Source organism: Billgrantia lactosivorans (assembly GCF_003254665.1).
Taxonomy (GTDB): domain Bacteria; phylum Pseudomonadota; class Gammaproteobacteria; order Pseudomonadales; family Halomonadaceae; genus Halomonas; species Halomonas lactosivorans.
The window spans coordinates 1-24,773 of the sequence record NZ_QHGY01000013.1; the positions used below are offsets into that span (position 1 = coordinate 1).

Annotated in this window: 25 protein-coding genes and 1 pseudogene; 18 read left to right on the top strand and 8 right to left on the bottom strand. The window is 65.9% G+C overall.

All coding sequences use genetic code 11. The annotated features are described in order from the left end of the window. The 8 genes and pseudogenes from DIS04_RS17710 to DIS04_RS17745 form a co-directional block, all read right to left on the bottom strand. The coding region (locus DIS04_RS17710) for a C39 family peptidase (protein WP_111415121.1) at positions 1–546 on the bottom strand (546 nt) is incomplete at its 3' end. A gap of 24 nt (positions 547–570) precedes the next feature. Continuing rightward, the gene (locus DIS04_RS17715) at positions 571–939 is read right to left on the bottom strand and encodes a hypothetical protein (RefSeq protein WP_111415122.1); all 369 of its coding nucleotides are present in this window, start codon (positions 937–939) and stop codon (positions 571–573) included. A gap of 93 nt (positions 940–1,032) precedes the next feature. Then, complete coding sequence (locus DIS04_RS20535; RefSeq protein ID WP_162623113.1) at positions 1,033–2,214, bottom strand: hypothetical protein; 1,182 nt, start codon at positions 2,212–2,214, stop codon at positions 1,033–1,035. Positions 2,215–2,678: 464 nt separating this feature from the next. After that, a complete protein-coding gene (locus DIS04_RS17730; RefSeq protein WP_162623114.1) occupies positions 2,679–3,917 on the bottom strand; it encodes a P-loop nucleotide/nucleoside kinase family protein in 1,239 nt (412 codons plus the stop codon). 28 nt (positions 3,918–3,945) lie between these two features. Next, the gene (hemL, locus tag DIS04_RS20680) at positions 3,946–5,235 is read right to left on the bottom strand and encodes a glutamate-1-semialdehyde 2,1-aminomutase (RefSeq protein ID WP_218938194.1); all 1,290 of its coding nucleotides are present in this window, start codon (positions 5,233–5,235) and stop codon (positions 3,946–3,948) included. 189 nt (positions 5,236–5,424) lie between these two features. Then, positions 5,425–6,216, bottom strand: a pseudogene (thiD, locus tag DIS04_RS20685) (bifunctional hydroxymethylpyrimidine kinase/phosphomethylpyrimidine kinase); the annotation flags it as partial. Positions 6,217–6,218: 2 nt separating this feature from the next. Next, positions 6,219–6,650: a protoporphyrinogen oxidase HemJ gene (hemJ, locus tag DIS04_RS17740; RefSeq protein ID WP_111415127.1), complete on the bottom strand. Its 432-nt coding sequence runs from the start codon at positions 6,648–6,650 to the stop codon at positions 6,219–6,221. A gap of 52 nt (positions 6,651–6,702) precedes the next feature. Then, the gene (locus tag DIS04_RS17745) at positions 6,703–8,460 is read right to left on the bottom strand and encodes a chloride channel protein (RefSeq protein WP_111415128.1); all 1,758 of its coding nucleotides are present in this window, start codon (positions 8,458–8,460) and stop codon (positions 6,703–6,705) included. Between the two features lie 141 nt (positions 8,461–8,601). On the opposite strand from DIS04_RS17745, the gene argC reads away from it, so the two are divergent. The 18 genes from argC to DIS04_RS17835 all read left to right on the top strand — a co-directional run bounded on the left by argC (position 8,602) and on the right by DIS04_RS17835 (position 24,634). After that, a complete protein-coding gene (gene argC / locus DIS04_RS17750) occupies positions 8,602–9,636 on the top strand; it encodes an N-acetyl-gamma-glutamyl-phosphate reductase (RefSeq protein ID WP_111415129.1) in 1,035 nt (344 codons plus the stop codon). A 106-nt stretch (positions 9,637–9,742) separates the two neighbouring features. After that, positions 9,743–10,099 (top strand): iron-sulfur cluster insertion protein ErpA, encoded by a 357-nt coding sequence (gene erpA / locus DIS04_RS17755; RefSeq protein WP_111415130.1) that lies wholly within the window; start codon positions 9,743–9,745, stop codon positions 10,097–10,099. Positions 10,100–10,212: 113 nt separating this feature from the next. Then, entirely contained in the window at positions 10,213–10,977 is a 765-nt protein-coding gene (locus DIS04_RS17760) for a transporter substrate-binding domain-containing protein (RefSeq protein ID WP_111415131.1), read from the top strand. 106 nt (positions 10,978–11,083) lie between these two features. Then, complete coding sequence (locus DIS04_RS17765; protein ID WP_111415132.1) at positions 11,084–11,755, top strand: amino acid ABC transporter permease; 672 nt, start codon at positions 11,084–11,086, stop codon at positions 11,753–11,755. A 10-nt stretch (positions 11,756–11,765) separates the two neighbouring features. Beyond that, positions 11,766–12,539 (top strand): ATP-binding cassette domain-containing protein, encoded by a 774-nt coding sequence (locus DIS04_RS17770; RefSeq protein WP_111415133.1) that lies wholly within the window; start codon positions 11,766–11,768, stop codon positions 12,537–12,539. A gap of 529 nt (positions 12,540–13,068) precedes the next feature. After that, the gene (gene mnmG, locus DIS04_RS17775; RefSeq protein WP_111415134.1) at positions 13,069–14,964 is read left to right on the top strand and encodes a tRNA uridine-5-carboxymethylaminomethyl(34) synthesis enzyme MnmG; all 1,896 of its coding nucleotides are present in this window, start codon (positions 13,069–13,071) and stop codon (positions 14,962–14,964) included. Continuing rightward, positions 14,961–15,626, top strand: coding sequence for a 16S rRNA (guanine(527)-N(7))-methyltransferase RsmG (gene rsmG / locus DIS04_RS17780; protein ID WP_111415135.1), 666 nt, complete (start codon positions 14,961–14,963; stop codon positions 15,624–15,626). Before mnmG ends, rsmG begins: the two co-directional genes overlap by 4 nt. Before the next feature lie 28 nt (positions 15,627–15,654). Beyond that, on the top strand, positions 15,655–16,425 hold the full coding sequence (locus DIS04_RS17785; protein WP_111415136.1) for a ParA family protein: 771 nt from the start codon (positions 15,655–15,657) through the stop codon (positions 16,423–16,425). A 53-nt stretch (positions 16,426–16,478) separates the two neighbouring features. Beyond that, entirely contained in the window at positions 16,479–17,405 is a 927-nt protein-coding gene (locus tag DIS04_RS17790; RefSeq protein WP_111415191.1) for a ParB/RepB/Spo0J family partition protein, read from the top strand. 187 nt (positions 17,406–17,592) lie between these two features. Beyond that, complete coding sequence (locus DIS04_RS17795; protein ID WP_111415137.1) at positions 17,593–18,000, top strand: ATP synthase subunit I; 408 nt, start codon at positions 17,593–17,595, stop codon at positions 17,998–18,000. 7 nt (positions 18,001–18,007) lie between these two features. Next, on the top strand, positions 18,008–18,835 hold the full coding sequence (atpB, locus tag DIS04_RS17800; protein ID WP_111415138.1) for a F0F1 ATP synthase subunit A: 828 nt from the start codon (positions 18,008–18,010) through the stop codon (positions 18,833–18,835). Positions 18,836–18,901: 66 nt separating this feature from the next. Further along, positions 18,902–19,129, top strand: a complete 228-nt coding sequence (gene atpE, locus DIS04_RS17805) for a F0F1 ATP synthase subunit C (protein ID WP_111415139.1) — start codon at positions 18,902–18,904, stop codon at positions 19,127–19,129. 73 nt (positions 19,130–19,202) lie between these two features. Further along, entirely contained in the window at positions 19,203–19,673 is a 471-nt protein-coding gene (locus DIS04_RS17810) for a F0F1 ATP synthase subunit B (RefSeq protein WP_111415140.1), read from the top strand. An 11-nt stretch (positions 19,674–19,684) separates the two neighbouring features. Continuing rightward, positions 19,685–20,221: a F0F1 ATP synthase subunit delta gene (locus tag DIS04_RS17815; RefSeq protein ID WP_111415141.1), complete on the top strand. Its 537-nt coding sequence runs from the start codon at positions 19,685–19,687 to the stop codon at positions 20,219–20,221. Positions 20,222–20,237: 16 nt separating this feature from the next. Beyond that, positions 20,238–21,782: a F0F1 ATP synthase subunit alpha gene (gene atpA / locus DIS04_RS17820; RefSeq protein ID WP_111415142.1), complete on the top strand. Its 1,545-nt coding sequence runs from the start codon at positions 20,238–20,240 to the stop codon at positions 21,780–21,782. Positions 21,783–21,850: 68 nt separating this feature from the next. Continuing rightward, complete coding sequence (atpG, locus tag DIS04_RS17825; RefSeq protein WP_111415143.1) at positions 21,851–22,735, top strand: F0F1 ATP synthase subunit gamma; 885 nt, start codon at positions 21,851–21,853, stop codon at positions 22,733–22,735. 69 nt (positions 22,736–22,804) lie between these two features. Beyond that, on the top strand, positions 22,805–24,181 hold the full coding sequence (atpD, locus tag DIS04_RS17830) for a F0F1 ATP synthase subunit beta (protein WP_111415144.1): 1,377 nt from the start codon (positions 22,805–22,807) through the stop codon (positions 24,179–24,181). 24 nt (positions 24,182–24,205) lie between these two features. After that, complete coding sequence (locus DIS04_RS17835; RefSeq protein ID WP_111415145.1) at positions 24,206–24,634, top strand: F0F1 ATP synthase subunit epsilon; 429 nt, start codon at positions 24,206–24,208, stop codon at positions 24,632–24,634. The last annotated feature ends 139 nt before the right edge of the window (positions 24,635–24,773 follow it).

The window sequence follows — 24,773 nt, forward strand, 5'->3', positions numbered from 1 at the left end:
GCTCCAGATCGATTCGAAATGCGCCCTGGGAATCGCCACGGTGCCCACGGCGGGGTCCCCCAGCAGCACGCTTTCCCGATCCACGCCCTTGAATACCACGAAGTGCCGGTAGCCCGCGGTGTCGATCAGGGTGATGGCGGGGATCCCGATGCGTTCCAGGTCCTCGAGGCCTACCCGGAAGCCATCCGAATTCAACCCTTGGGCATCGAGGTAGCGCTTCATGTCGAGCATCGAGAAACCCTGCTCCCGGATCTGTTCCACTTCACCGTCACGGATCATCGACTCGAAGACTTCTGCTTCCGAGGTCGGCCTGTCGTAGTGATAAGTGAGCAGCGTCGCCACCGCGGCAGCGCCGCAGCTGTAGTCGTACTGCTGGGCGACGACGCCGTCCCAGCGCATCTCCTGGTGGCTCCGGGCCGCCACCGTGACCGAGCCGAAACCTCCATTCAATGCGATCGTGACCGGCGCCGCCTGCAGCGGTATCACCGGTAGGCTCAGGACGGCGCAGCTCGCCGCCAAACCAAGCCACCTCAGGGTTCTGGTCATGCTGGCCCCCGTCGCGCCCCAGCCTTACTGGGGCGCATAGATGCTGATGCTGACGCCCGTCGAGACCGCATTGGCATGCCCCGTCATGAGATTCATCAGGGTGATGCCCGAGACGTTGTCCATGGCATTGGCCTCGACGGTGATGTTGCCCGAGACGATCGTACCGGCGGTGAAGGAGGCCCCCTGCGCCACCGCTTCCAAGTCCTGGATACTCTGGACATTGACCAGATTCCGAAATCCCTCCCGGCCGGTAACGCCCTCCAGATCCGCTGCCTCGATGCGTTGGTGTGCATCGAACCCCGTCATCGCCCCGTCCTCGGCTATCGTCAGTGGACTGGCAAGACCCAAACCGGCCGCCAGCGCAGTCTGCATTGCTCGCCCGATACGCTTCATGGTACCGCTCCCTCTTCCGCCGTTTCGTCGATGGAACCAAGGGAGGGCCGGCAGTCTCGCCACCGGCCCTCCGCGCTCAGCGAACACAAGCCATCAGTTACCGATGTTGACGTTGCTGTGTGCCGCCACGTTGGTGCCCGCCAGCTGGGAGTTGTAGATGCCAGTGGAGAGGTTCATGTTGGCAATGCCGCCGAAGGTACCGGCGCCTGCGGCCATGGAAGCTCCTCCGGTGACGAGGGAAGCGTTGCCGCCGTCACCACCGGCACCACCGTTGCCGCCATCGCCGGCATAGGCATAGGCATCCCCGCCGGTGCCGGTACCGCCGCCGCCGCCACCGCCATTGCCGGTAGAGTTGCCCCCGTTGCCGGCCATGGCATCACCGCCCGAGCCGCCAGCGCCACCGGTGCCGCTGCCAGTGCCGGTACCACTGCCGGTACCGCTGCCGGCCCCACCGGTGCCGCCCGCCACATCGGGCGAGGCAGTTGCATCGCCACTGCTGCTGCCGCCTGCCGAAGTTTCGACATTGTCCTCGACGTCATCCCCGGCGAAGTTACCAGCCAGCCCGCCCGAGGCGCTGCTGTCGGCACCACCGCTACCGTTGTTGGTATCAGCGCTGCCACCCTGGCCAGCACCAAGACCCAGACCCAGGCCCAGGCCGGTGCCATCGCCGCCGTCGGCACCATCGCCACCGACCGCCACGGAGTGCCCGCCGTCCCCTCCAGTGCCCTCACCGCCGGCACCGCCGACGCCGACACCGGCGCTGACACCCAGGGCATCGCCGCCATTGCTGCCGGCGCCACCTTGCGCCCCACTACCGGCGTTGATGTTGATACTTGACCCGGTCACGGTGGAGCGCAGGTCCTGGATCGCCACCACGCTGGTGCTGGTGTTGTAGGATTCGCTCATGGCCCAGGCATCGCCGCCGGCCCCGGCTGCACCGCCAGCCCCGCCCATACCACCGGCGCCACCGTTTCCAGCGTCGCTGGAAGCGTCGCTGTTGGCGGAGATCTCGGCTTCACTACCTGCATCGGCCCCGTCGTCCAATTCGCTGGCGTTGTTCCAGGCCCCAGAGCCGGAATAGCTGTTACTGCCGCCTCCGTCGCCACCGTTGCCGCCGCTGCTGTTGCCGCCGCTACCGCCCACGGCCAGTGCCGCAGAGTTGACCTGCTGGTCGACGTTCTCGGCGGAACCTGAGCTCGGGTTGGCGTGCGCATTCGAAATGGCGAGCACCAATGCCAGCATGGAGGAACCGGCAATCACGTAATACTTTTTCATGTTGAATACTCCCTATCATGCATGATGTTTTTGTTCCCAGAATGACCTGGCCGTCTGAGGTATTTCGTTCGGATTGTCGAAGGAAATAACATCCTGTTCGCCTCCCTTTTCCTGCCGAAAACCAGAGACAGTGGTCGCAATACCTATTGGCACTCTCCATGCCACACGCTAGAAAAATCATCAGTAAACAAAAAGTTGCCTAGCATCAAGGAAAGCCGACCGAGTTGAATCTCGGACGGTTACATAAAATAACAGGGGAGAAGAGGAGAAGAACCGTTACGGAATATTAACACTTCTGAGGGGAGCTTCTTTTCTGTTGCTTTAATTCTTTTGTTGTCAAACGGTTACTGGATACCCTGATTGTTTCCCTGTGTTTACAGAGAAACTTTCGCCAGGCGAGCCGCTTCGCTGAGGTCAAGGTGGAGCGTGAGCCTGGGCGGTCAGAGGGCAAGGGGTAAAGATGTTCAGCCGGCAAACACCCGCTGCTGGATCAGCAGCGCCAGGGTGTCGGTGGCATTGTCGGCGGTGGTATCGAGGTGCAGCAGTTGCTGACGCTCCTCGTCGCTGAACCCCTCGAACTGCGCGAGCTGTCGGTTGAGCACCGCGAGGCTCGTCGCCGGGTCCCCCCCCTGGCGCCTGGCACGCTTGACGATGCGCGCCCTGAGCGTTTCCTCGTCGGCCTCGAAGCTGACGAGGAGCACCGGCAAGCCGCGGGCCTCGCCCTGCTGGCGCAGCAGCTGACGCTGAGCCCGCGTCAGGCAGGTGGCATCGATGCAGGTGGGGATGCCGCCATTCAGCAGCAGTCCGGCCAGGCTGGCGAGGCGCAGGTAGGTGCGTTCGGTGGTCGAAGGAGCGAAGATATCCACAGCCGGTGCCGCCGCGACCGCCTGTGGAGAAATCCCGAAGAGGCGCCGCCGCTCGGCGTCAGAGCAGAGCCTCACGGCACCCAGCCGCTCGACGATCTCGGCCATGAAGCGGCTCTTGCCGCTGCCGGCCGCGCCGACGCCGATGATCAAGGGAGGAAAGCGAAAGTTGGAGACCCGTTCGGCCAGCTCGAGGTAGCGCCGGCACTCCGTCATGACCTCGGCCAGGTGGAAGGCCGTGCCGCGTCCCGCCTCCCAGCGCTGCAGTGCCCGTCGCGCGCCCGCGAGCGAACGGCACACGGCGAAGACCGAGATGAGGCGTGTCAGGGCGTAGTCGCCCGACAGCCGCAGGTAGCGGTCGAAGGCGTAGTGGGCAAGGCGCGTCTCGTCCCGCACGTAGAGGCCCACCAGCAGCGACACCAGATCGAAGCCAGGGTCCAGGCAGCGCCGGGCCAACGGGTCCGTGGCCTCGAGATCGAGGGCGCTGGACATGATCAGGCGCTGCCGATCGCACAACGCCACGGTCTGGCGGCCGACGACCCAGCTCGGTCGCGGTGCGCCGCGGTCGTGGAACCACGGCTCGAGTCGCACCAGCTCCTGGGCCAGCCACTGCCTCAGGTCGCGCAGGCGGCGCCGGTCCTCCTCACCCGTCAGGCGGGCGTCGAGCACCTTCACCTCCTCCTCCACCAGCGCGCGGGTGGCCGCCAGGCAGCAGGAGGCCCCGGCGTAGGGGAGATCGTCGACCAGGGTGCGGTGGGAGGCCACCAGCGAATCGATCAGTTCATCCAGGCTGAGCGCCGCGGGGGACGTGGCCTGGCGGTTCGCTGAGGTGGCATCCATGTTCACTCCTCGTGGCAGCGGTGCCGCGTCAGGGCTGGCGCACCAGCGCGAAAGCCCTCTCGGCGGCATCCAGCGTCAGTTGAATGTCTTCCGGCGTATGGGCACTGGACATGAAGCCCGCCTCATAGGCCGATGGCGCCAGATAGACGCCTTCGTCCAGCATCGCCGCGAAAAAGCGGCGGAAGGCATCGACATCGCAGGCCGTGGCCTGGGCGAAGTTGTCGACCCGGGTCTGCCCGGTGAAGAACAGCCCGAACATGCCGCCCGCGCGCTGGGTGATCAGATCGACACCAGCGGCATCGGCACGCTCCTGCAATCCGTGGCACAACGTCTCCACGCGCTGCGCCAGGGCATCATGGAAACCGGGCTCGCGCAGCTTGTTCAGCAGGGCGATGCCCGCCGCCATGGCCAGCGGGTTGCCCGAGAGCGTCCCGGCCTGGTAGACCGGCCCCAGCGGCGAGATCTGCTCCATGATCTCGCGCTTGCCGCCGAAGGCCCCCACCGGCATGCCGCCGCCGACGATCTTGCCCAGGCAGGTCAGGTCGGGGGTGATGCCGAAGTGCGCCTGGGCACCGCCCATGGCGACGCGAAAACCGGTCATCACTTCATCAAAGATCAGCACACTCCCGTACTCGGTGCAAACTCGGCGCAGGGCCTCGAGGAAGCCGGGCTGGGGCGGGATGCAGTTCATGTTGCCGGCGACCGGCTCGACGATGATGCAGGCGATCTCGCTGCCGAGCTCCTCGAAGCAGGCCTCGATCTCGTCGATGTCGTTGTAGGCCAGCGTGATGGTGTGCTCGGCGAGGGCGGCGGGCACCCCGGGCGAACTGGGCTCGCCGTGAGTCAGCGCGCCGGAGCCGGCCTTGACCAGCAGCGAATCGGAGTGGCCATGGTAGTTGCCCTCGAACTTGACGATCTTGTCGCGCCCGGTGAAACCGCGCGCCAGCCGGATCGCCGACATGGTGGCCTCGGTGCCCGAGTTGACCATGCGCACCAGTTCGATCGAGGGGATCATCTCGCAGATCAGGTCGGCCATGATGGTCTCGATGGCGGTCGGCGTGCCGAACGAGAGTCCGTGGTCGAGACGACTACGTACGGCTCCGAGCACGTCCGGGTCGGCGTGGCCGGTGATCATCGGCCCCCAGGAGCCGACGTAGTCGACGTAGCGCTTGCCTTCCACGTCGAACAGGTAGGCGCCCTGGGCTCGCTCGATGAAGACCGGCGGCCGGTGCAGCCCCTTGAAGGCGCGCACGGGGGAGTTGACGCCGCCGGGGATGTGGCGGCAGGCCTGTTCGAAGAGCGTTGCGGAAGTGGTCATGTCAGCCTCATTGCTGTCTCGAAAATGGGTCGTCCCCGTCACGGGCGGTGCCGGGCTCGCGCTGCCCGGCCTGTGGATAACTTCCTGGATAACCTTGGCATCGCGAGTGCATGAACGGTGAGTTTCGCGCAGGAGAGCGGCCGGGGTCACGCCCGGCGATGATCCGGGAACGTAACCCGGAAGGCCGGTACGCCGCGGCAGTGCCTGGCCATCGCCCGGCTGCCAGGCATGCGCCAGGGCCTGCCAGGTGAAGCGCTGGGCCTGCTCGCAGGCCGCATGCAGCGGCTCACCGGCGGCGAGGCGTGCCGCCAGGGCGGCGGCCAGGGTGCAGCCCGAGCCGTGGAAACTGCCCGCCAGCCGAGGCCAGCGCCAGGCAAAGCGCCCCTGGCCGTCGTACAGCACCAGCTCGACTTCATCGTCCGGCACGCCGGATTCCGGCTCGTCACTGCCGGTCACCAGCACGGCGCGGCAGCCGTATGACAGCAACCGGCGGACGCGCGACTGATCGTCTCCGGCCTGGGGCCCGGCGAGGCGTGCCAGCTCGAGACGATTGGGAGTTAACGTATCCACCAGCGGCAGCAGGCGCGAGCGGAAGGCCTCGACCAAAGTCGCTGTGGATAACTCTTTGCCTCCTCCTGCCTTGAGTACCGGATCGGCAATCACCGGCACCCCCGGATGCGCCTGGACGATCTCCACCACGGCCTCGAGCATCTCGCGGCTGGCCAGCAGCCCGATCTTGATCGCCGCCGGGCGAAATGCGGCCAGCTGCCCCACCATCTCGCGGAACAGCTCCACGGGTACCGGTTCCACCCGCCGCACGTCGTGGCAGTCCTGTACCGTCAGCGCGGTCGGCACCGTCACGGCCCAGCCGCCACAGGCGGCGATCGCCTCGCCGTCGGCGGTGAGTCCCGCCCCGCCCGTGGGGTCGTGACCGGCCAGCACCAGCACGACCGGAAGCTGATCATTCTTGGCGTAGGTCATGGTCAGAACGGCTTGAGCACCGCCAGTAACACGACGCCCAGCAGCGCGATTACCGGCAGTTCGTTGAAAGCGCGGAAGAAGCCATGGCTACGCTGGCAGCGGCCCGCGGCGAATTGCTTGAGGTAGACCAGGCAGACGTGGTGGTACACCACCAGCAGCAGCACCAGCAGCAGCTTGGCGTGCATCCAGCCCATGCCGAGCCACTGGGGCATGAGGTAGAGCAGCCAGATGCCAAGCCCGATCACCGCGATCATCGACGGCGTCATGATGCCGCGGTAGAGCTTGCGCTCCATCACCAGGAAGTGGTCGATGGCCTGCTGCTCCCCCTTGTCGCGCGCCATGGCATGGTAGACGTACAGGCGCGGCAGGTAGAACAGCGCGGCGAACCAGGTCACGACGGCCACGATGTGCAGGGCCTTGATCCAGAGATACATGCTTACTCCCAGAAGGTGGTATCGACACGGCCGCGAGCGGGCACTGGCGAAGTCACTTCAGCGAATAGTAACGCTCGATGGCGCCGCGGGTGATGATACCCGAAATTCGCTTGTGCTTCGGACGTCTACCGTACTCCACGTAGAGGGCGTCGACAGCCTGGTCGTTGAGCCGCTCGAAGGCCTCCGACAGGGTTGCCTGCAGGTGGATCGGCGCCATCTCCAGGCGCAGCCCCGGTACCTCGAGCAGGTCGATCAGCGCCTCATCGGTGGTGATCTCCTCCAGCTCCTGCTCATCGATCAGGGCGCGGGCCAGGTCCGCCGCCTTCAGTGCCAGGGTCGGCTTGTCGCCGCTGGAACGCAGTATCAGTATCCAGGCCGGCTTGGCATCGAGCAGGGCGCGGGCCTGGTCGCGGGTCACCATGCGTGGCGTGGTCACGAAGCTGCGCTCCATCACCGCCGGCACCGAGACCCGCGAGAGCGCCTGCATCAGGGGTTGCTGCAGCGGGTGCAGGCCATGGCGGGTCACGCTGATGAAGAAGCCGTCGCAGCGGCACAGCTGGCGCGCCGTCAGCCCCGACACCACCACCGCCAGCATTCCCGGGAGGATGATGTTGGGGTTGTGGGTCAGCTCCAGCAGCGCCATCAGCGCCGCCAGCGGCGCCTGCAACACCGCCCCCATCATCGCCGCCATGCCGAGCATGGCGTAGAAACCGGGTTCGACGCCAAGCTGGGGAAACAGCCACGCCCCGGCCAGATCGGCCAGCGCGCCGGCCGCCGCCCCGACCACCAGCACCGGGCCGATGATGCCGATGGGAATGCCGCTGGCCACGGTGATGGCCGTCAGCAGCAGCTTGGCCACCACCAGCGCCAGCAGCACGTCGACGCTCAGGCTCCCCGCCAGCGAGGCGTCCAGGCTGTCGTAGCCGATGCCCTGCACGTCGGGGTACCACCACGCCACCGCCGCCGTGGCCAGGGCCACCAGCGCCAGGCGCAGCACCACCGGCAGGCCGCTGATGCGCTCGCTGCGCGCCACGTGGATGAACAGCCCCGCCAGCAGCCCGATGAACAGCGCCGTGACCACGATCCACGGCAGGTTCATCAGGGAGCCCAGGCTGACGCTGGGAACCTGGATGGCAGGCTCCGAACCGTACACCAGCATGGCGATCAGGGCGCCCATGGTGGAAGCCAGGATGACCGGCATGAAGCCGGCGATGGTGTACTCCATCATCACCACCTCCATGGCGAAGATGACGCCAGCGATCGGCGTATTGAACGAGGCCGAGATGCCCGCCGCCGTGCCGCAGGCCACCAGTACCCGCAGGCTGTTGTGCGGCAGCCGCAGCCGCTGGCCCAGGCCACTGGCCGCGGCCGCCCCGAGGTGGATCGCCGGCCCCTCGCGGCCGGCGGAAAGCCCCCCCAGCACCGTGGTCACCCCGACCCACCACTGGTTGATCCAGTTGCGCAGCGGAAAGCGGCCCTGGTGGTAGGTGAGGCGTTCGATGACGTGGCCGACACCGAGCTTGCGCGCCGCCGCCGGCTGGCGCCACAGGAAGATCCCGATCACTGCCACGGCGACCAGCGGCAGGCTGGCGCGCATTGCCGGCGACAGCCCCTCGAAGGCCTCGTGGTCGCCTCCCGGCATGAACAGCAGGCCCCCCAGGCCGAGCAGCAGCCGGAACCCGACCATCACGGCGCCGGTCACCACTCCCGAGACGACCCCCAGCACGCAGAGCTGCGGCAGCGCGTCGACGCTGGCCAGCTTGCGGCGAAAGCCTTCCAGGCTGAGGGTGGGAAACGAGAGGCGCGCCACGGCGTGATTCCTGTGCTGTCGGTTCCTTGATGCATGGTCAAGGCGGTTGAGTCGCCGCCCCCTCTCTTGTGTATCATATCCGGACAGGGCGGTCCCGTTGACGGCCGCTCCCCGCCAGGCAAACTTCGAAGGAGTCGCGTTGTGATCAAGGTCGGAATCGTCGGCGGCACCGGTTACACCGGCGTCGAGCTGCTCAGGCTGCTGGCCCAGCACCCCGAGGTCGAGGTCGAGGCGATCACCTCGCGCTCCGAGGCCGGCGTGCGCGTGTGCGACATGTACCCCAACCTGCGCGGCCACTATGACGCGCTGGCCTTCAGCGAGCCCGACCCGCGCCGGCTCGGCGCCTGCGACGCGGTGTTCTTCGCCACGCCCCACGGCGTCGCCCATGCCCTGGCCGGCGAGCTGCTCGCCCAGGGCACCCGCGTGATCGACCTCTCCGCCGACTTCCGCCTGCGCGACGCCCAGGTGTGGGCCGAGTGGTACGGCCAGCCCCACGGCGCGCCGGAGCTGCTCGACGAAGCCGTCTATGGCCTGCCCGAGATGCACCGTGCACACATTCGCCAGGCCCGCCTGGTCGCCGTGCCGGGCTGCTACCCCACCGCGGTCCAGCTGGGGCTGCTGCCGCTGCTCGAGGCCGGGCTGATCGACCCCGGCCATCTCGTCGCCGACTGCAAGTCCGGCGTCACCGGTGCCGGCCGCGGCGCCAAGGTGCCGTCGCTGCTGGCCGAGGCCAGCGAGTCGATGAAGGCCTACGGCGCCTCGGGTCATCGCCACCTGCCGGAGATCCGCCAGGGCCTGGGCGATGCCGCCGGGGGGCCGGTGGGGCTGACCTTCGTGCCCCACCTGACGCCGATGATCCGCGGCATCCACGCTACCCTCTACGGTCGCCTGCAGGGCGATCCGGGCGATCTCCAGGCGCTTTTCGAGCGGCGCTTCGCCGACGAGCCGTTCGTCGACGTGATGCCCGCCGGCAGCCATCCCGAGACGCGCAGCGTCAAGGGCGCCAATGTCTGCCGCCTGGCGGTGCATCGCCCCGCGGGCGGCGATACCGTGGTGGTGCTGTCGGTGATCGACAACCTGGTCAAGGGCGCTTCGGGCCAGGCGGTGCAGAACCTCAACCTGATGTTCGGCTTCGCCGAAAACGCCGGCCTGGCTGCCCCCGCCCTGATGCCCTGACACCCTTGGCCTTGAGGGAAAAGGAACCTCACCCCGGTAATAGTTGACCGTTTTACTGGGGATTGGGGATAATCCCCCGTTACCCATTCATTCAGGGAGGACCCCGATGAGCGGCGCAGAATCCTTCGTGCCCACTCCCATGATGCTCTCCGAGGCCGCCAGGAAGCGGCTGCAGGCGCTGCTCAAGGAGGAGGAGGGCAAATCCGACCTCAAGCTTCGCGTCTACGTGACGGGGGGCGGCTGCTCGGGTTTCCAGTACGGCTTCGACTTTGCCGACGCGGTCGGCGAGGACGACACTGTCATCGAGTTCGGCGAGGTGGCCCTGGTCGTCGACGAGCTCTCCTACCAGTACCTCGTGGGCTCCACCGTCGACTACGAGGAGGGGCTGGCGGGTGCCCGCTTCCTGGTCCAGAACCCCAACGCCACGACCACCTGCGGCTGCGGCGCCTCCTTCATGGTGTGATTTTCCTACAAACCCCGTCACGACAGCACAGATTCCGTTCGACTTGACGCTTCCCCGTGGACTCGCCATGGTTTAAAGGCGCAACGCCACAACAATTCACCATGGGGAAACGTATGAAACGACACGTGAAGACGGCCACCCAGGTCACGGGACTTGCCCTTACCCTCGGCCTCGTCGGCTCGGCCGTCGCCAACGAGACGCTCGACGTGGTCACCGACCCGAGCTTTGTTCCCTTCGAGATGATGGATCAGGAAAGCGGCGAAATGGTCGGTTTCGACATGGACATCATCGCCGCGGTCGCCGAACGTGCCGGGTTCGACTACGAACTCGAGACGATGGATTTCAATGGCATCATTCCCGCCGTGCAGACCGGCAACGTCGATGTCGCCATCGCCGGCATCACCATCACCGAGGAACGCGCCGAGATCGTCGATTTCTCGGACCCCTACTACGACAGCGGCCTGAAGATCCTGGTGCGCGCCGACGAGGAGGGCATCGAGGAGATCGAGGATCTCGAAGGCAAGACCGTCGCCACCAAGGTCGGCTCCACCAGCTACGACTACCTGCAGGAGAACCTCGGCGACAACGCCGAGATCACGCCTTACCCCGGCAGCAGCGACATGTACATGGCTCTGCTCGGCGGCAGTGCCGATGCCGTGTTCTACGATGCTCCCAATGTCAGCTACTTCGCCCAGACCCGCGGCGAAGGCCGGGCCAAGGTGGTCGGCCCGCTCTACGAGGGCCAGCAGTACGGTATCGTCTTCGTCAAGGGCAGCGAATGGGTCGAACCCACCAACGAGGCACTGGCCGAGATGCGTGAGGACGGCACCTACGACGAAATCCACGAGAAGTGGTTCGGCAGCGACAGCGACGAGTGACTGCCCAGCGCTCCTGAGGCGGGGTCGGGTCGAGGACTCGACCCCGCTGCGTTGCCATCTGCCCGCGCCTGCCTGCCCCGAGGCGCGTCCTGACCGGAGAACCCACGTGGACGTCACCTTCCAATTCGACTGGGAGGCTGCCTTCGCCTCCATCCCCTTCCTGCTGAAGGGGATCCCCTATACCCTGCTGATCTCCTTCGGCGGGCTGGCCATCGGTTTCTTGATCGGCATCCTCTTCGGCCTGCTGCGCATCAGCCCCATCGTCTGGCTGCGGGTGCCGGCGATCGCCTACATCGAGATCTTCCGCGGCACCCCGGTGCTGGTCCAGGTACTGTTCATCTTCTACGGCCTGCCGCAGATCCTCGGCGGGCCCATCAATGCCCTGGTGGCGGGTATCGCCGCCATCGCGGTCAACTCCGGCGCCTATATCTCGGAGATCGTGCGCGGCGGCGTACAGTCGATCGAGCGCGGCCAGCGCGAGGCCAGCCTCTCGCTGGGGCTGTCGCGCACGCAGGCCTTTCGCTACGTCATCTGGCCCCAGGCCTTGCGTCGCATGATCCCGCCGCTCGGCAACCAGGGCATCATCAGCATCAAGGACACCTCGCTGTTCTCGGTGATCGGCGTCGGCGAGCTGGTGCGCCAAGGCCAGGTCTACATCGCCACCACCTTCAACGCCCTGGAAGTCTACCTGATGGTCGCTTTCCTCTACCTGGTGATCACCCTGAGCCTGTCATTCGCACTGCGCCTGCTCGAGCGCAAGGGCCTGGTCGGACAATAAGGAGCGCGACATGAACCGAGGCAATTCCCCCTCTCCGGCCGCCCCCATCGTAAGCATGGACAAGGTCAACAAGCACTTCGGCGACCTGCACGTGCTCAAGGACATCGACCTGACGATCGCCCCCGGCGAGGTGGTGGTAGTGATCGGCGCCAGCGGCTCCGGCAAGTCCACCCTGATTCGCTGCATCAACGGTCTCGAGGAATTCCAGGCCGGTCATATCGAGGTCGACGGCAACGAGCTGCTGCCCAACGGCCGCAGCAGCCGGGCGCTGCAGAAGATCCGCACCGAGGTCGGCATGGTGTTCCAGCAGTTCAATCTCTTCCCCCACCTCAAGGTGCGCGACAACGTCACGCTGGCACCGATGAAGGTGCGCGGCTGGAGCCGGGACGACGCGATCGAGACCGCCGAGCGCCTGCTGGCGCGGGTGGGCATCGCCGACCAGGCCGACAAGTACCCCAGCCAGCTCTCCGGTGGCCAGCAGCAGCGCGTGGCCCTGGCCCGGGCGCTGGCCATGGAGCCACGCCTGATGCTGTTCGACGAGCCGACCTCGGCGCTCGATCCCGAGATGATCGGCGAGGTCCTCGACGCCATGCGCGAGCTGGCCCGCGAGGGGATGACCATGATCATCGTCACTCACGAGATGGGCTTCGCCCGCGAGGTCGCCGACCGCGTCGTCTTCATCCACCAGGGCGAGATCGTCGAGCAGGCCGCCCCGGACGCGCTGTTCGACGCTCCGCGTCACGAACGCACGCAGAACTTCCTGTCCCGCGTGCTCAAGCACTGACCCCCTTCCCTTTCTCGGTCGACGCCCTGGCGGGACTCCCCCAGGGCTTTTTTCTGCCTGTGGATAACATTATCCGCCAGCGCCCCCATTCCGGGCCACAGACCGCATGGTTGGGGCATGCGCCAGCTTTACGGGGGATTGTTCACAGCCACGGTGACAAGCGGGGTAGCCGGCGGTGGAAAAACGGTGTAGCGTTCGCTCTGTGGAAAAGCCCCCGTTTCATCCACAGGCTCGACACCGGCCGCCCTCAGCTCGTCACCCTCTTCTCACCACGAAAGTCAACAATTCAACTTGTTGATAAATATCACATCTTTCCGCTTACCCACAGAATTTGTCCACACCAATAGTCACTACCACAACAGAACTTCTCTCTTAAATCATTCTGTTTTGATTAGTGAGGGTACCGGGCAGACACGCTGGCGAACCCGATGTGGAAAACCCCTGACGCTTACCCACAGGCGGTTTATACTGGCAGGCTTGTTTTTCGCCCCTTTGCCAATTTCCACGCGCAAGCGCAACGAGGTGCACATTGGAGTATCCCGACCGCTTTGACGTCATCGTCATCGGCGGTGGCCATGCGGGAACCGAAGCCGCTCTGGCCTCCGCCCGCATGGGCTGTCAGACCCTGCTACTGACCCACAACATCGAGACGCTCGGCCAGATGTCCTGCAATCCCGCCATCGGCGGGATCGGCAAGAGCCACCTGGTCAAGGAGATCGATGCCCTGGGCGGGGCCATGGGCCTGGCCACCGACCTCGGCGGTATCCAGTTTCGCGTGCTCAACGCACGCAAGGGGCCGGCGGTGCGCGCCACCCGCGCCCAGGCCGACCGGGTGCGCTACAAGGCCGCTATCCGCGGCATGCTGGAGAACCAGGCCAACCTGACGCTCTTCCAGCAGGCCGCCGGCGACCTGATCGTCGAGGGCGACACCGTGCGCGGGGTGGTCACCGAGACCGGCATTCGCCTGCTGGCGGAGACGGTGGTGCTGTGCACCGGCACCTTCCTCGGTGGCGTGATCCACATCGGTCTCGAGCAGAGCCGCGGCGGTCGCGCCGGCGATCCGCCCTCCAACGCGCTGGCCGGTCGCCTGAGGGCGCTGCCGTTCCGGGTCGACCGGCTCAAGACCGGTACCCCGCCACGGCTGGACGCCAAAAGCGTCGACTACGCGCAGCTCGAGGAGCAGCCGGGCGATACGCCGACGCCGGTGATGTCCTACCTGGGCAGCCGCGACATGCACCCGCGCCAGGTGAGCTGCCATATCGCCCATACCAACGAGCGCACCCACGAGATCATCTTCGCCAACCTCGACCGCTCGCCGATGTATTCCGGCGTGATCGAGGGTGTCGGGCCGCGCTACTGCCCGTCGATCGAGGACAAGGTGCACCGCTTCGCCGACAAGGCGAGCCATCAGGTATTCATCGAGCCGGAGGGGCTCGACACCCACGAGCTCTACCCCAACGGCATCTCCACCTCGCTGCCCTTCGACGTGCAGCTCGCGGTGGTGCGCTCGATCCAGGGGCTGGAGAACGCCCGTATCACGCGGCCCGGCTACGCCATCGAGTACGATTTCTTCGATCCGCGCGACCTCAAGCACTCGCTGGAGACCAAGTTCATCCACAACCTGTTCTTCGCCGGGCAGATCAACGGCACCACCGGCTACGAGGAGGCGGGCGCCCAGGGGCTGCTGGCCGGTCTCAACGCCGCGCGTCGCGCCAGGGGGCTCGAGGCCTGGTGGCCGCGGCGCGACGAGGCCTACCTGGGGGTGCTGGTCGACGACCTGATCACCCTCGGCACCAAGGAGCCCTACCGCATGTTCACCTCGCGCGCCGAGTACCGCCTGCTGCTGCGCGAGGACAACGCTGACCTGCGCCTCACCGAGGCCGGCCGCGAACTGGGCCTGGTCGACGACACGCGCTGGGCTGCGTTCAGTGCCAAGCGCGAGGCGATCGAGCGCGAGAGTGCCAGGCTCAAGGCCAGCTGGGTCCAGCCCGGCACGGCCGCTGCCGCGGCCGTCGAGGGCAAGACCGGCAAGCCGCTGTCGCGCGAGTACAGCCTGCTCGACCTGCTCAAGCGGCCCGAGCTCGGCTACGCCGATGTGGCGCCCCTCGCCGGCCAGCCGGTCGACGACGAGGCGGTGGCCGAGCAGGTGCAGATCCAGGCCAAGTACCAGGGCTACATCGACCGTCAGCAGGAGGAGATCGACAAGCTCAAGCGCCACGAGGCGACGCCGCTGCCGGCCGATCTCGACTACGCCCAGGTCGAGGGGCTTTCCCACGAGATCCGCCAGAAGCTCGCCGCGGCTCGCCCCGGGACCCTGGCCCAGGCCTCGCGGATCTCCGGAGTCACCCCCGCGGCGGTGTCCATCCTGCTGATTCACCTCAAGAAGCGTCGTCTGCTCGACGACACGCGAGTGGCCAACGGATGAGCGATGCCATCACGCCCCAGGTGGAGGCTCGGCTCGACGCGGGGGCCGCCGCGCTGGGCGTCGTCATCGATGCCGGGCAACGCGAGCGGCTGCTGCGTCTGGTCGGGTTGTTGCACAAGTGGAATCGCGCCTATAACCTCACCGCGATACGCTCACCGGAAGAGATGGTGGCCAGGCACCTGCTCGACAGCGCGGCGGTACTGCCGTTCGTCGGCGCCGCACCGCTGCTCGACGTGGGCTCGGGGCCGGGCCTGCCGGGGCTGGTGCTGGCGATCCTCGAGCCTGCGCTTGCGGTCACGCTGCTCGACAGCAACGGCAAGAAGGTGCGCTTCCAGCGTCAGGCGGTCATGGAGCTCGGGCTCGCCAACGTCACGCCCGTGCAGGCGCGGGTCGAGGCCTTCGAGCCGCCGCCGGGCGGCTATGCCCAGGTGATCTCGCGGGCCTTCGCCAGCCTGGCCGATTTCGTTCGGCTGACCGACCACCTGCTGGCGGAAGGCGGGCACTGGCTGGCCATGAAGGGGCCGGCCGCCGACGAGGAACTGACCGCCCTGGGGGTCGGCCTGACCATACGCGAGCGGCATGCGCTTGCCGTGCCGTTCACCACGGGGGCGCGTCAGCTGTTGATCGTCGAGCGAACCGATTCCAACCCAGGCCGCCTGTGAGCGAGCCTTCGACGCAAGGAAGTCGCCCGTGACCCAAATCATCGCCTTGACCAACCAGAAGGGCGGCGTGGGCAAGACCACCACCGCCGTCAACCTGGCCGCCAGCTTGGCCGCCCTGGATCGCCGCGTGCTGCTGGTCGATCTCGACCCCCAGGGGCATGCCACCATGGGCAGCGGCATCGACAAGCACGCGCTCGAAGGCAGCGTGCTCGACCTGCTGCTGGGCGAGAAGAGCGCGCCCGAGGTGATGCTCGACTGTCCCACCGCCGGCTACTCGCTGCTACCGGGCAACGGCGACCTCACCGCCGCCGAGGTGGAGTTGCTGGATCGGGCCGAAGGTCGCGAGCGCAGCCTGACCGAGGCGCTGGGCAGCGTTGCCGGCGAGTACGACGTGGTGCTGATCGACTGCCCGCCCTCGCTCAACATGCTCACCGTCAACGCCCTGACCGCCGCCAACGGCGTGCTGATACCGTTGCAGTGCGAGTTCTACGCTCTCGAGGGGCTCTCGGCCCTGCTCGACACCGTCGAGCAGATCAAGGACAGCGTGAACCCCGACCTGGCGATCTATGGCATCCTGCGCACCATGTTCGACGGTCGCAACAGCCTGACCCGTGACGTCAGCAAGCAGCTGCGCGACTACTTCGGCGAGGCGCTGCTCAAGACCACCATCCCGCGCAACGTGCGGGTGGCGGAGGCGCCCAGCCACGGCCTGCCGGTGACCAAGTATGCGCGCTTCTCGCGCGGCAGCCAGGCGCACCGGGTATTGGCCAAGGAACTGATTCGTCGCCTGTCGCTGTAGCGCGGTGGGTGTAACCTCCGGTCGTGACCGATTTTCGTGATGAGGGAATGCTGATGACGCGTAAACGCGCCCTGGGCCGAGGCCTGGATGCCCTGATCGGTGCCGGCGCCCGTCGCCGCGAGAATCTCGAGCTGCCCGAGGTCGAAGCTCGCCTCGACGAGAACGAGACGAGTGCGCCGGCCGAAGGAGCCGCTCCTGCCGCCGAGGAGCGCCTCGAGCGCCTGCCGCTGGTACAGCTCTCGCGCGGCAAGTACCAGCCGCGCCGCGACATCCAGCCCGAGGCACTGGAGGAGCTGGCCGACTCGATCCGCGCCCAGGGCGTGATGCAGCCCATCGTGGTGCGCCCGATCGGCGAGGCGCGCTACGAGATCATCGCCGGCGAGCGGCGCTGGCGCGCCGCCCAGCTGGCCGAGCTCGACACCATCCCGGCGGTGATCCGCGAGGTCAGTGACGAAGTGGCGCTGGCGCTGGCGCTGATCGAGAACATCCAGCGCGAGAACCTCAACCCGGTCGAGGAGGCGATGGCCCTCAAGCGCCTGCTCGACGAGTTCGAGCTCACCCAGCAGCAGGTGGCGGATGCGGTGGGCAAGTCGCGTGCCCAGGTCGCCAACCTGCTGCGCCTGCTGGCGCTGGACCCGGAGGTGCAGACCCTGCTCGAGCGCGGCGATCTCGACATGGGCCACGCCCGCGCCCTGCTCGCCCTCTCCGGGGCCAAGCAGCGTCGCGCGGCGCACGAAGTGGTCAACAAGGATCTCACGGTGCGCGATACCGAGGCGCTGGTGAAGCGCCTCGCCCAGGGCGAGGTGAAGAAGGCCGAGACCGCTTCCGAGAGCCCCGACGTGGCGCGCCTGGAGACCCGGCTCGGTGAGCTGCTGGGCGCCCCGGTGAGGATACAGCACGGCCGGGGGGGCAAGGGGCGGGTGACGATACGCTACTCCAGCCTGGACGAGCTCGACGGCATCCTCGAGCACATCCGCTGACGCCGCAAACGGTGTCGACAATCATTGCTTCTTTGGTAGCAAACCTGCACCATTCGTGGGCGAAAAGCGCCGAGTCTGGTTGAACCGGCCAAGGCGCTTCCCTATAATCCGCCGTTGTTTGCCTGGGCGACCGGCCAGGTTCAGATGGCCCTCATGCCCTGTTCTGGCGGGGCCGGACTGTCGACAGATGCACAGACACTCGAGTCGCAGACGCGAGCGCATCGACATCACCCGCCTGCTCGGGTGGCAGGGCGCAGCGGTCGCGTCCGTCGCGGCGATCGGCGCATGGATAGCGGGAACCGAAGGCGCCGTGTCGGCGCTGAAGGGTGGCCTGGTAGGCCTGATTCCCTCCCTCTATTTCGCCTGGCGGATCGGCTCGGTACGCGGAGGCAGGCAGGCAAGTCGCTTCGTCTCGAACCTGTACCGGGCCGAGGCAGGAAAGTTCGGTTTGACGGTGGCACTGCTGGCCGCGGTATTCGCGGCAGTGCCTCCCTCAAACCCGATTTTCTTCTTTGTCGCATACGTGGCGGTACTGTTCACGCATTGGCTCGCGCCCTGGTTCAAGCGTGGAAGACCGGCTCCTGAATCGAGGTAACGACAGCATGGCAGCAGGTAACGAAGTTACGGCAGCGTCCTACATTCAGCACCACCTCCAGAACCTGACCTTCGGGCGCCATCCCGAGAATGGCTGGTCGATCGCGCACTCCGCCGAGGAGGCTCGCGAGATGGGCTTCTGGGCCATTCACCTGGATACCATGGGCTGGTCCATCGCCATGGGCCTGCTGTTCATCTGGCTGTTCCGCAAGGCCGGCAAGATCGCCACCACCGGCGTGCCCGGCGGGCTGCAGAACGCGGTCGAGATGGTCATCGAGTTCATCGAGGGCCTGGTGCGCTCCGCCTTCCACGGCAAGAATCCCATCATCGCCCCGCTGGCGCTGACGCTGTTCGTGTGGATCCTGCTCATGAACACGCTGAAGATCATCCCGGTCGACTACTTTCCGGAGCTGTTCATCCGCCTCGGCGTCGACTACATGAAGATCGTGCCCACCACCGACGTCAACGCCACCCTGGGCATGGCGCTGGGGGTGTTCCTGCTGATCCTCTACTACAGCTTCAAGGTCAAGGGCGTCGGCGGCTTCGCCCGCGAACTCTCGCTGACACCGTTCAACCACTGGCTGCTGATCCCGTTCAACCTGGTTCTCGAAATCGTGAGCCTGGTCGTCAAGCCCTTCAGCCTGGCGATGCGACTGTTCGGCAACATGTTCGCCGGTGAGGTCATCTTCATCCTGATCGCCCTGCTGCCGTTCTGGGCCATCTGGCTGCTCGACGTGCCATGGGCCATCTTCCATATCCTGGTGATCACACTCCAGGCGTTCATCTTCACCATGCTCACCGTGGTCTACCTCAGCGCTGCGCACGAGCATCACTGAAACGAGCAACTTGCAGTTCCCAACCCTCAACCCCTTGAAAGTCAACTTGAAAACTAGGAGCACACAATGGATTACATTTACCTCGCCGCTTCCCTCATGATCGGTCTGGGCGCTCTGGGTACCGGTATCGGCTTCGCCATTCTCGGCGGCAAGCTGCTCGAGTCCACCGCTCGCCAGCCCGAACTGGGCGACCAGCTGCAGACCAAGACCTTCCTGATGGCCGGTCTGCTCGACGCCGTGCCGATGATCGGCGTGGGTATCGCGATGTACCTGATCTTCGTCGTCGCCGGTTAACGCCGCTGCCGAGCGCTGAAGCGCTCGGTTTGCTCGTTTCCGGTCGCCACGAACCCGTCAGAGGTACATACCCGTGAATATCAACATGACGCTTATCGGACAAACGATCGCCTTCGCGATTTTTGTCTGGTTCTGTATCAAGTATGTGTGGCCGCCGATCAGCACCGCGCTTCACGAGCGCCAGAAGCGAATCGCCGAAGGTCTCGATGCGGCCAGCCGGGCGTCACGTGACCTCGAGCTCGCCCAGGAGCAGGCGTCCCAGACGCTGCGCGAGAGCAAGGAGCAGGCTTCGCAGATTCTCGAGCAGGCCAACAAGCGTTCGGCGCAGATGGTCGAGGAAGCCCGTGTGCAGGCGCGTGCCGAAGGCGAGCGCATCATCGCCAGCGCACGTGCCGAGATCGATCAGGAAATCCAGCGGGCCAAGGACGAGCTGCGGGCCCAGGTCTCCAGCCTCGCCGTGGTCGGTGCCGAGCGCGTCCTGGAAGCCTCCGTCGACGAGAAGGCGCATCGCAAGCTGCTCGACAAGCTTGCTGCCGAACTGTGAGGAGGTGATCCATGGCGGAACTCTCTACCGTCGCGCGACCCTACGCTAGAGCGGCATTCGAACACGCACGCGATCATCAGGCGCTGGACGGCTGGTCCGAATGGCTCGACAAGCTGGGCCAGGCCGTTGCCGTACGCGACGTGCAGAAGCTATTGTCCAGCCCGCGTTTCTCGCCCGAGCGCAAGGTCGCCATGCTCATCGAGCTGACCGAGGTCAAGCTCGACGACTCGGCCAAGGCCTTTGTCGAGATGCTGGGCGAAAAGGGTCGGCTGACGGCGCTTCCCGCGATCGCCGAGCGGTTCGCGTATCTGCGCGCCGAGCATGATCAGCGCGTCGAGGTCACCGTCGTCTCGGCCTATGCGCTCGACGACAAGCAGCAGAACAAGCTCGCCGGCGCGCTCAAGAAGCGGCTGAATCGCGAAATCTCCATTATCACTCAGGTGGATCCGAAGCTTATCGGAGGCGTCGTCCTGCGCGCCGGCGATACTGTCATCGACGGATCGGTACGCGGTCGATTGAACCGCCTCTCCGAAGCTCTTACCGCTTGAGTCCGAGGGACATGGCATGCAGCAACTGAATCCTTCCGAGATCAGCGACATCATCAAGCAGCGTATCGAAAAGCTGGATGTCGCATCCGAAGCCCGTAACCAGGGCACCATCGTCAGTGTCTCCGACGGCATCGTGCGTATTCACGGCCTCGAAGATGCGATGTTCGGTGAGATGATCGAATTTCCCGGTAGCATCTACGGCATGGTGCTCAACCTCGAGCGCGACTCCGTGGGCGCCGTGGTACTGGGCGACTACCTCCAGCTAGAAGAGGGCATGACCGCCAGTTGTACCGGTCGCATCCTCGAGGTGCCGGTGGGTCCCGAGCTGATCGGCCGCGTGGTCGACCCGCTGGGCAACCCCATCGACGGCAAGGGCGATATCGACGCCAAGCTGACCGACGCGGTGGAAAAGGTCGCCCCGGGCGTCATCACCCGCCAGTCGGTGGACCAGCCGATCCAGACCGGCCTCAAGTCGATCGACGCCATGGTGCCGATCGGTCGCGGTCAGCGTGAGCTGATCATCGGCGACCGCCAGATCGGCAAGTCCGCCATCGCCGTCGATGCGATCATCAACCAGAAAGGCAAGGGTGTCACCTGTATCTACGTGGCCATCGGTCAGAAGCAGTCGACCATCGCCAACGTGGTGCGCAAGCTCGAGGAGCACGGCGCCATGGAGCACACCATCGTGGTCGCCGCCGGCGCCGCCGACCCGGCCCCGATGCAGTTCCTGGCACCCTATGCCGGCTGCACCATGGGCGAGTACTTCCGCGACCGCGGCCAGGACGCCCTGATCGTCTATGACGACCTGACCAAGCAGGCCTGGGCCTACCGTCAGGTATCCCTGCTGCTGCGTCGTCCGCCGGGCCGTGAAGCCTATCCGGGTGACGTCTTCTACCTCCACTCGCGTCTGCTCGAGCGTGCCGCTCGCGTCAATGTCGAGTACGTCGAGAAGTTCACCAACGGTGAAGTGACCGGCAAGACCGGCTCGCTGACCGCGCTGCCGATCATCGAGACCCAGGGCGGCGACGTGTCGGCATTCGTTCCGACCAACGTGATCTCGATCACCGACGGCCAGATCTTCCTCGAGACCGATCTGTTCAATGCGGGTGTGCGTCCGGCCATCAACGCCGGCCTGTCGGTATCCCGTGTGGGTGGTGCGGCCCAGACCAAGATCATCAAGAAGCTCGGCGGCGGTGTGCGTCTGGCACTCGCCCAGTACCGCGAGCTGGCGGCCTTCTCCCAGTTCGCCTCCGATCTGGACGAAGCCACCCGCAAGCAGCTGGAGCACGGTCAGCGCGTCACCGAGCTGATGAAGCAGAAGCAGTATTCGCCGCTGTCGGTGGCCGAGATGGGTGTGACGCTGTATGCCGCCAACGAAGGCTTCCTGGATGATATCGACGTCAGCAAGGTGCTGGACTTCGAGCGTGCCCTGCACGACTACATGAAGTCCGAGCACGCCGAGCTGCTCGACAAGATCAACCAGACCGGCGACTACAACGACGAGATCCAGCAAGGGCTGAAGCAGGGTCTCGAGCAGTTCAAGGCCACTCAGAGCTGGTAAATCCGCCGGCCCGCCCGCGAGGGCGGGCCCTGGACATCTTCTGAGGGCCACGAACGAGGTAGATCGCTATGGCAGCTGCAAAAGAGATACGCACCCAGATCGGGAGCATCAAGAATACGCAGAAGATCACCAGCGCCATGGAAATGGTCGCTGCGTCGAAGATGCGTAAAGCACAAGATCTGATGAGGGCCAGCCAGCCTTATGCCCGGCAGATCCGCAACGTGGCCAGCCACCTTGCCGACGCCAACCCCGAGTACAAGCACGACTATATGGTCGAGCGCGACGAGGTGAAGCGGGTCGGTTACATCGTGGTGTCCACCGACCGCGGCCTGTGCGGCGGTCTGAACGTCAACCTGTTCAAGGCCGTGGTGAAGAGCGCCGTGGCCTGGCGCAGCGAGGGCGCGGAGCTTGACTTCTGCGCCCTGGGCAGCAAGGCCGGCGGTTTCTTCCGCAACTATGGCGGCAATCTGGTCGCGGCCAAGAGCGGGCTGGGCGAGTCGCCGGAGATGGAGGATCTGATCGGCAGCGTCAAGGTGATGCTGGATGCCTATGACGAGGGCCGAGTGGATCGCCTCTACGTGGTGTACAACGAGTTTGTCAACACCATGACGCAAAGGCCGGTGGTTCGCCAGTTGCTGCCGCTCGCTCCCGACATGGGGGCGGATGCGGACGAAGAGGACAACAAGCGTCCCGGTAGCTGGGACTACCTGTATGAGCCGGATGCCAAGGCGCTGTTGGATAGCCTGTTGATTCGTTTCATCGAATCCCAGGTGTATCAGGCGGTGGTCGAGAACGGGGCCTGCGAACAGGCGGCCCGGATGATCGCCATGAAGAACGCCACCGACAACGCCGGCGGACTGATCGACGATCTGGAGATGGTGTACAACAAGGCCCGCCAGGCCGCCATCACCCAGGAGATTTCCGAGATCGTCGGCGGCGCCGCTGCCGTATAGCGCCTCGGGGGCGCCAAGCGCGCTCCCCGGCACACAGGTTTCATTTGCAGGTTTTTGAGAGGAACCAAGATGAGCGGACGTATCGTACAAATCATCGGCGCGGTGATTGACGTAGAGTTTCCGCGGGACGATGTTCCCAAGGTCTACGACGCGCTGAAGGTCTCGGATGCCGAGACCGTGCTGGAAACCCAGCAGCAGTTGGGCGACGGCGTGGTGCGCACCATCGCCATGGGCTCCACCGAGGGCCTGAAGCGTGGCATGGAAGTCGCCAACACCGGTGCCGCCATCTCCGTGCCCGTGGGCAAGGAGACGCTGGGTCGCATCATGAACGTGCTCGGCGAGCCGATCGACGAGGCCGGCGACATCGGCGAGCAGGAGCGCATGCCGATCCACCGCAAGCCCCCGACCTATGCCGAGCAGGCAGCGTCCAACGAGCTGCTCGAGACCGGCATCAAGGTCATCGACCTGGTCTGTCCGTTTGCCAAGGGCGGCAAGGTCGGCCTGTTCGGCGGCGCAGGCGTGGGCAAGACGGTCAACATGATGGAGCTGATCCGCAACATCGCCACCGAGCACAGCGGTTACTCCGTGTTCGCCGGCGTGGGTGAGCGGACCCGTGAGGGCAACGACTTCTACCACGAGATGACCGAGTCGAACGTCATCGACAAGGTATCGCTGGTCTACGGCCAGATGAACGAGCCGCCGGGCAACCGCCTGCGCGTGGCCCTGACCGGCCTCACCATCGCCGAGAAGTTCCGCGATGAAGGTCGCGACGTGCTGCTGTTCGTCGATAACATCTACCGTTACACCCTGGCCGGTACCGAGGTATCCGCCCTGCTGGGCCGCATGCCCTCCGCGGTGGGTTATCAGCCGACCCTGGCCGAGGAGATGGGCGTCCTGCAGGAGCGCATCACTTCCACCAAGACCGGCTCGATCACCTCGGTGCAGGCGGTCTACGTGCCCGCGGATGACCTGACCGACCCGTCGCCGGCCACCACCTTCTCGCACCTGGACGCCACCGTGGTACTGGCGCGTTCGATCGCCGAGCTGGGCATCTATCCGGCCATCGATCCGCTGGACTCCACCTCGCGCCAGCTCGACCCGCTGGTCGTCGGCGAGGAGCACTACAACACCGCTCGCGGTGTGCAGAACGTGCTGCAGCGCTACAAGGAGCTCAAGGACATCATCGCGATCCTGGGCATGGACGAGCTGTCCGACGAGGACAAGCTGGCCGTGTCGCGGGCGCGCAAGATCCAGCGCTTCCTGTCGCAGCCGTTCTTCGTCGCCGAAGTCTTCACCGGCTCGCCGGGCAAGTACGTACCGCTGAAGGACACCATTCGCGGGTTCCAGGGTATCCTCGACGGTGAGTACGACAATCTGCCGGAGCAGGCCTTCTACATGGTGGGCAGCATCGACGAAGCCGTCGAGAAAGCCAACCAGATGAAGTAATCCCGTCCATAGGGGGACTTCGCCATGGCGAAAAGCTTCACATGCAACATCGTCAGCGCCGAAGCCTCGATCTTCTCCGGGGAAGTCGAGCAGATCGTGGCTTCGGGCATCATGGGCGACCTGGGCATCCTGCCCGGGCACGCCCCGCTGCTGACCGAGCTGCAGCCGGGCCCCGTCCGCGTGATCCACGACGGTGGCCAGGAGGAGAACTACTACGTGTCAGGCGGCTTCCTCGAAGTGCAGCCGGACGTGGTAACCGTGCTGGCCGACTCGGCCGCGCGGGCCAGCGACCTCGACGAGGCCGCTGCCGAGGAGGCCCGCCAGCATGCGCTGCGCGCCTTCAACGAGAAGTCGGCGGAGATGGACTACACCCGTGCCGCCGCTGAGCTCGCGGAAGCCGTGGCGCAGCTGCGCACCATCCAGCAGCTGCGCAAGAAGGGTGGCCGGGGCTGATTCCAGCCGGCCGGTCGCGAAGCGCCCCCCGAACACTGTTCGGGGGGCGTTTTCGTCTCTGTTATCATGTGCGAGCGGGTAGCGGGAGGGTCCCAGCCCATACTCATGCCGCCAGGCCGTGGTGACGCTTCCCACTGCG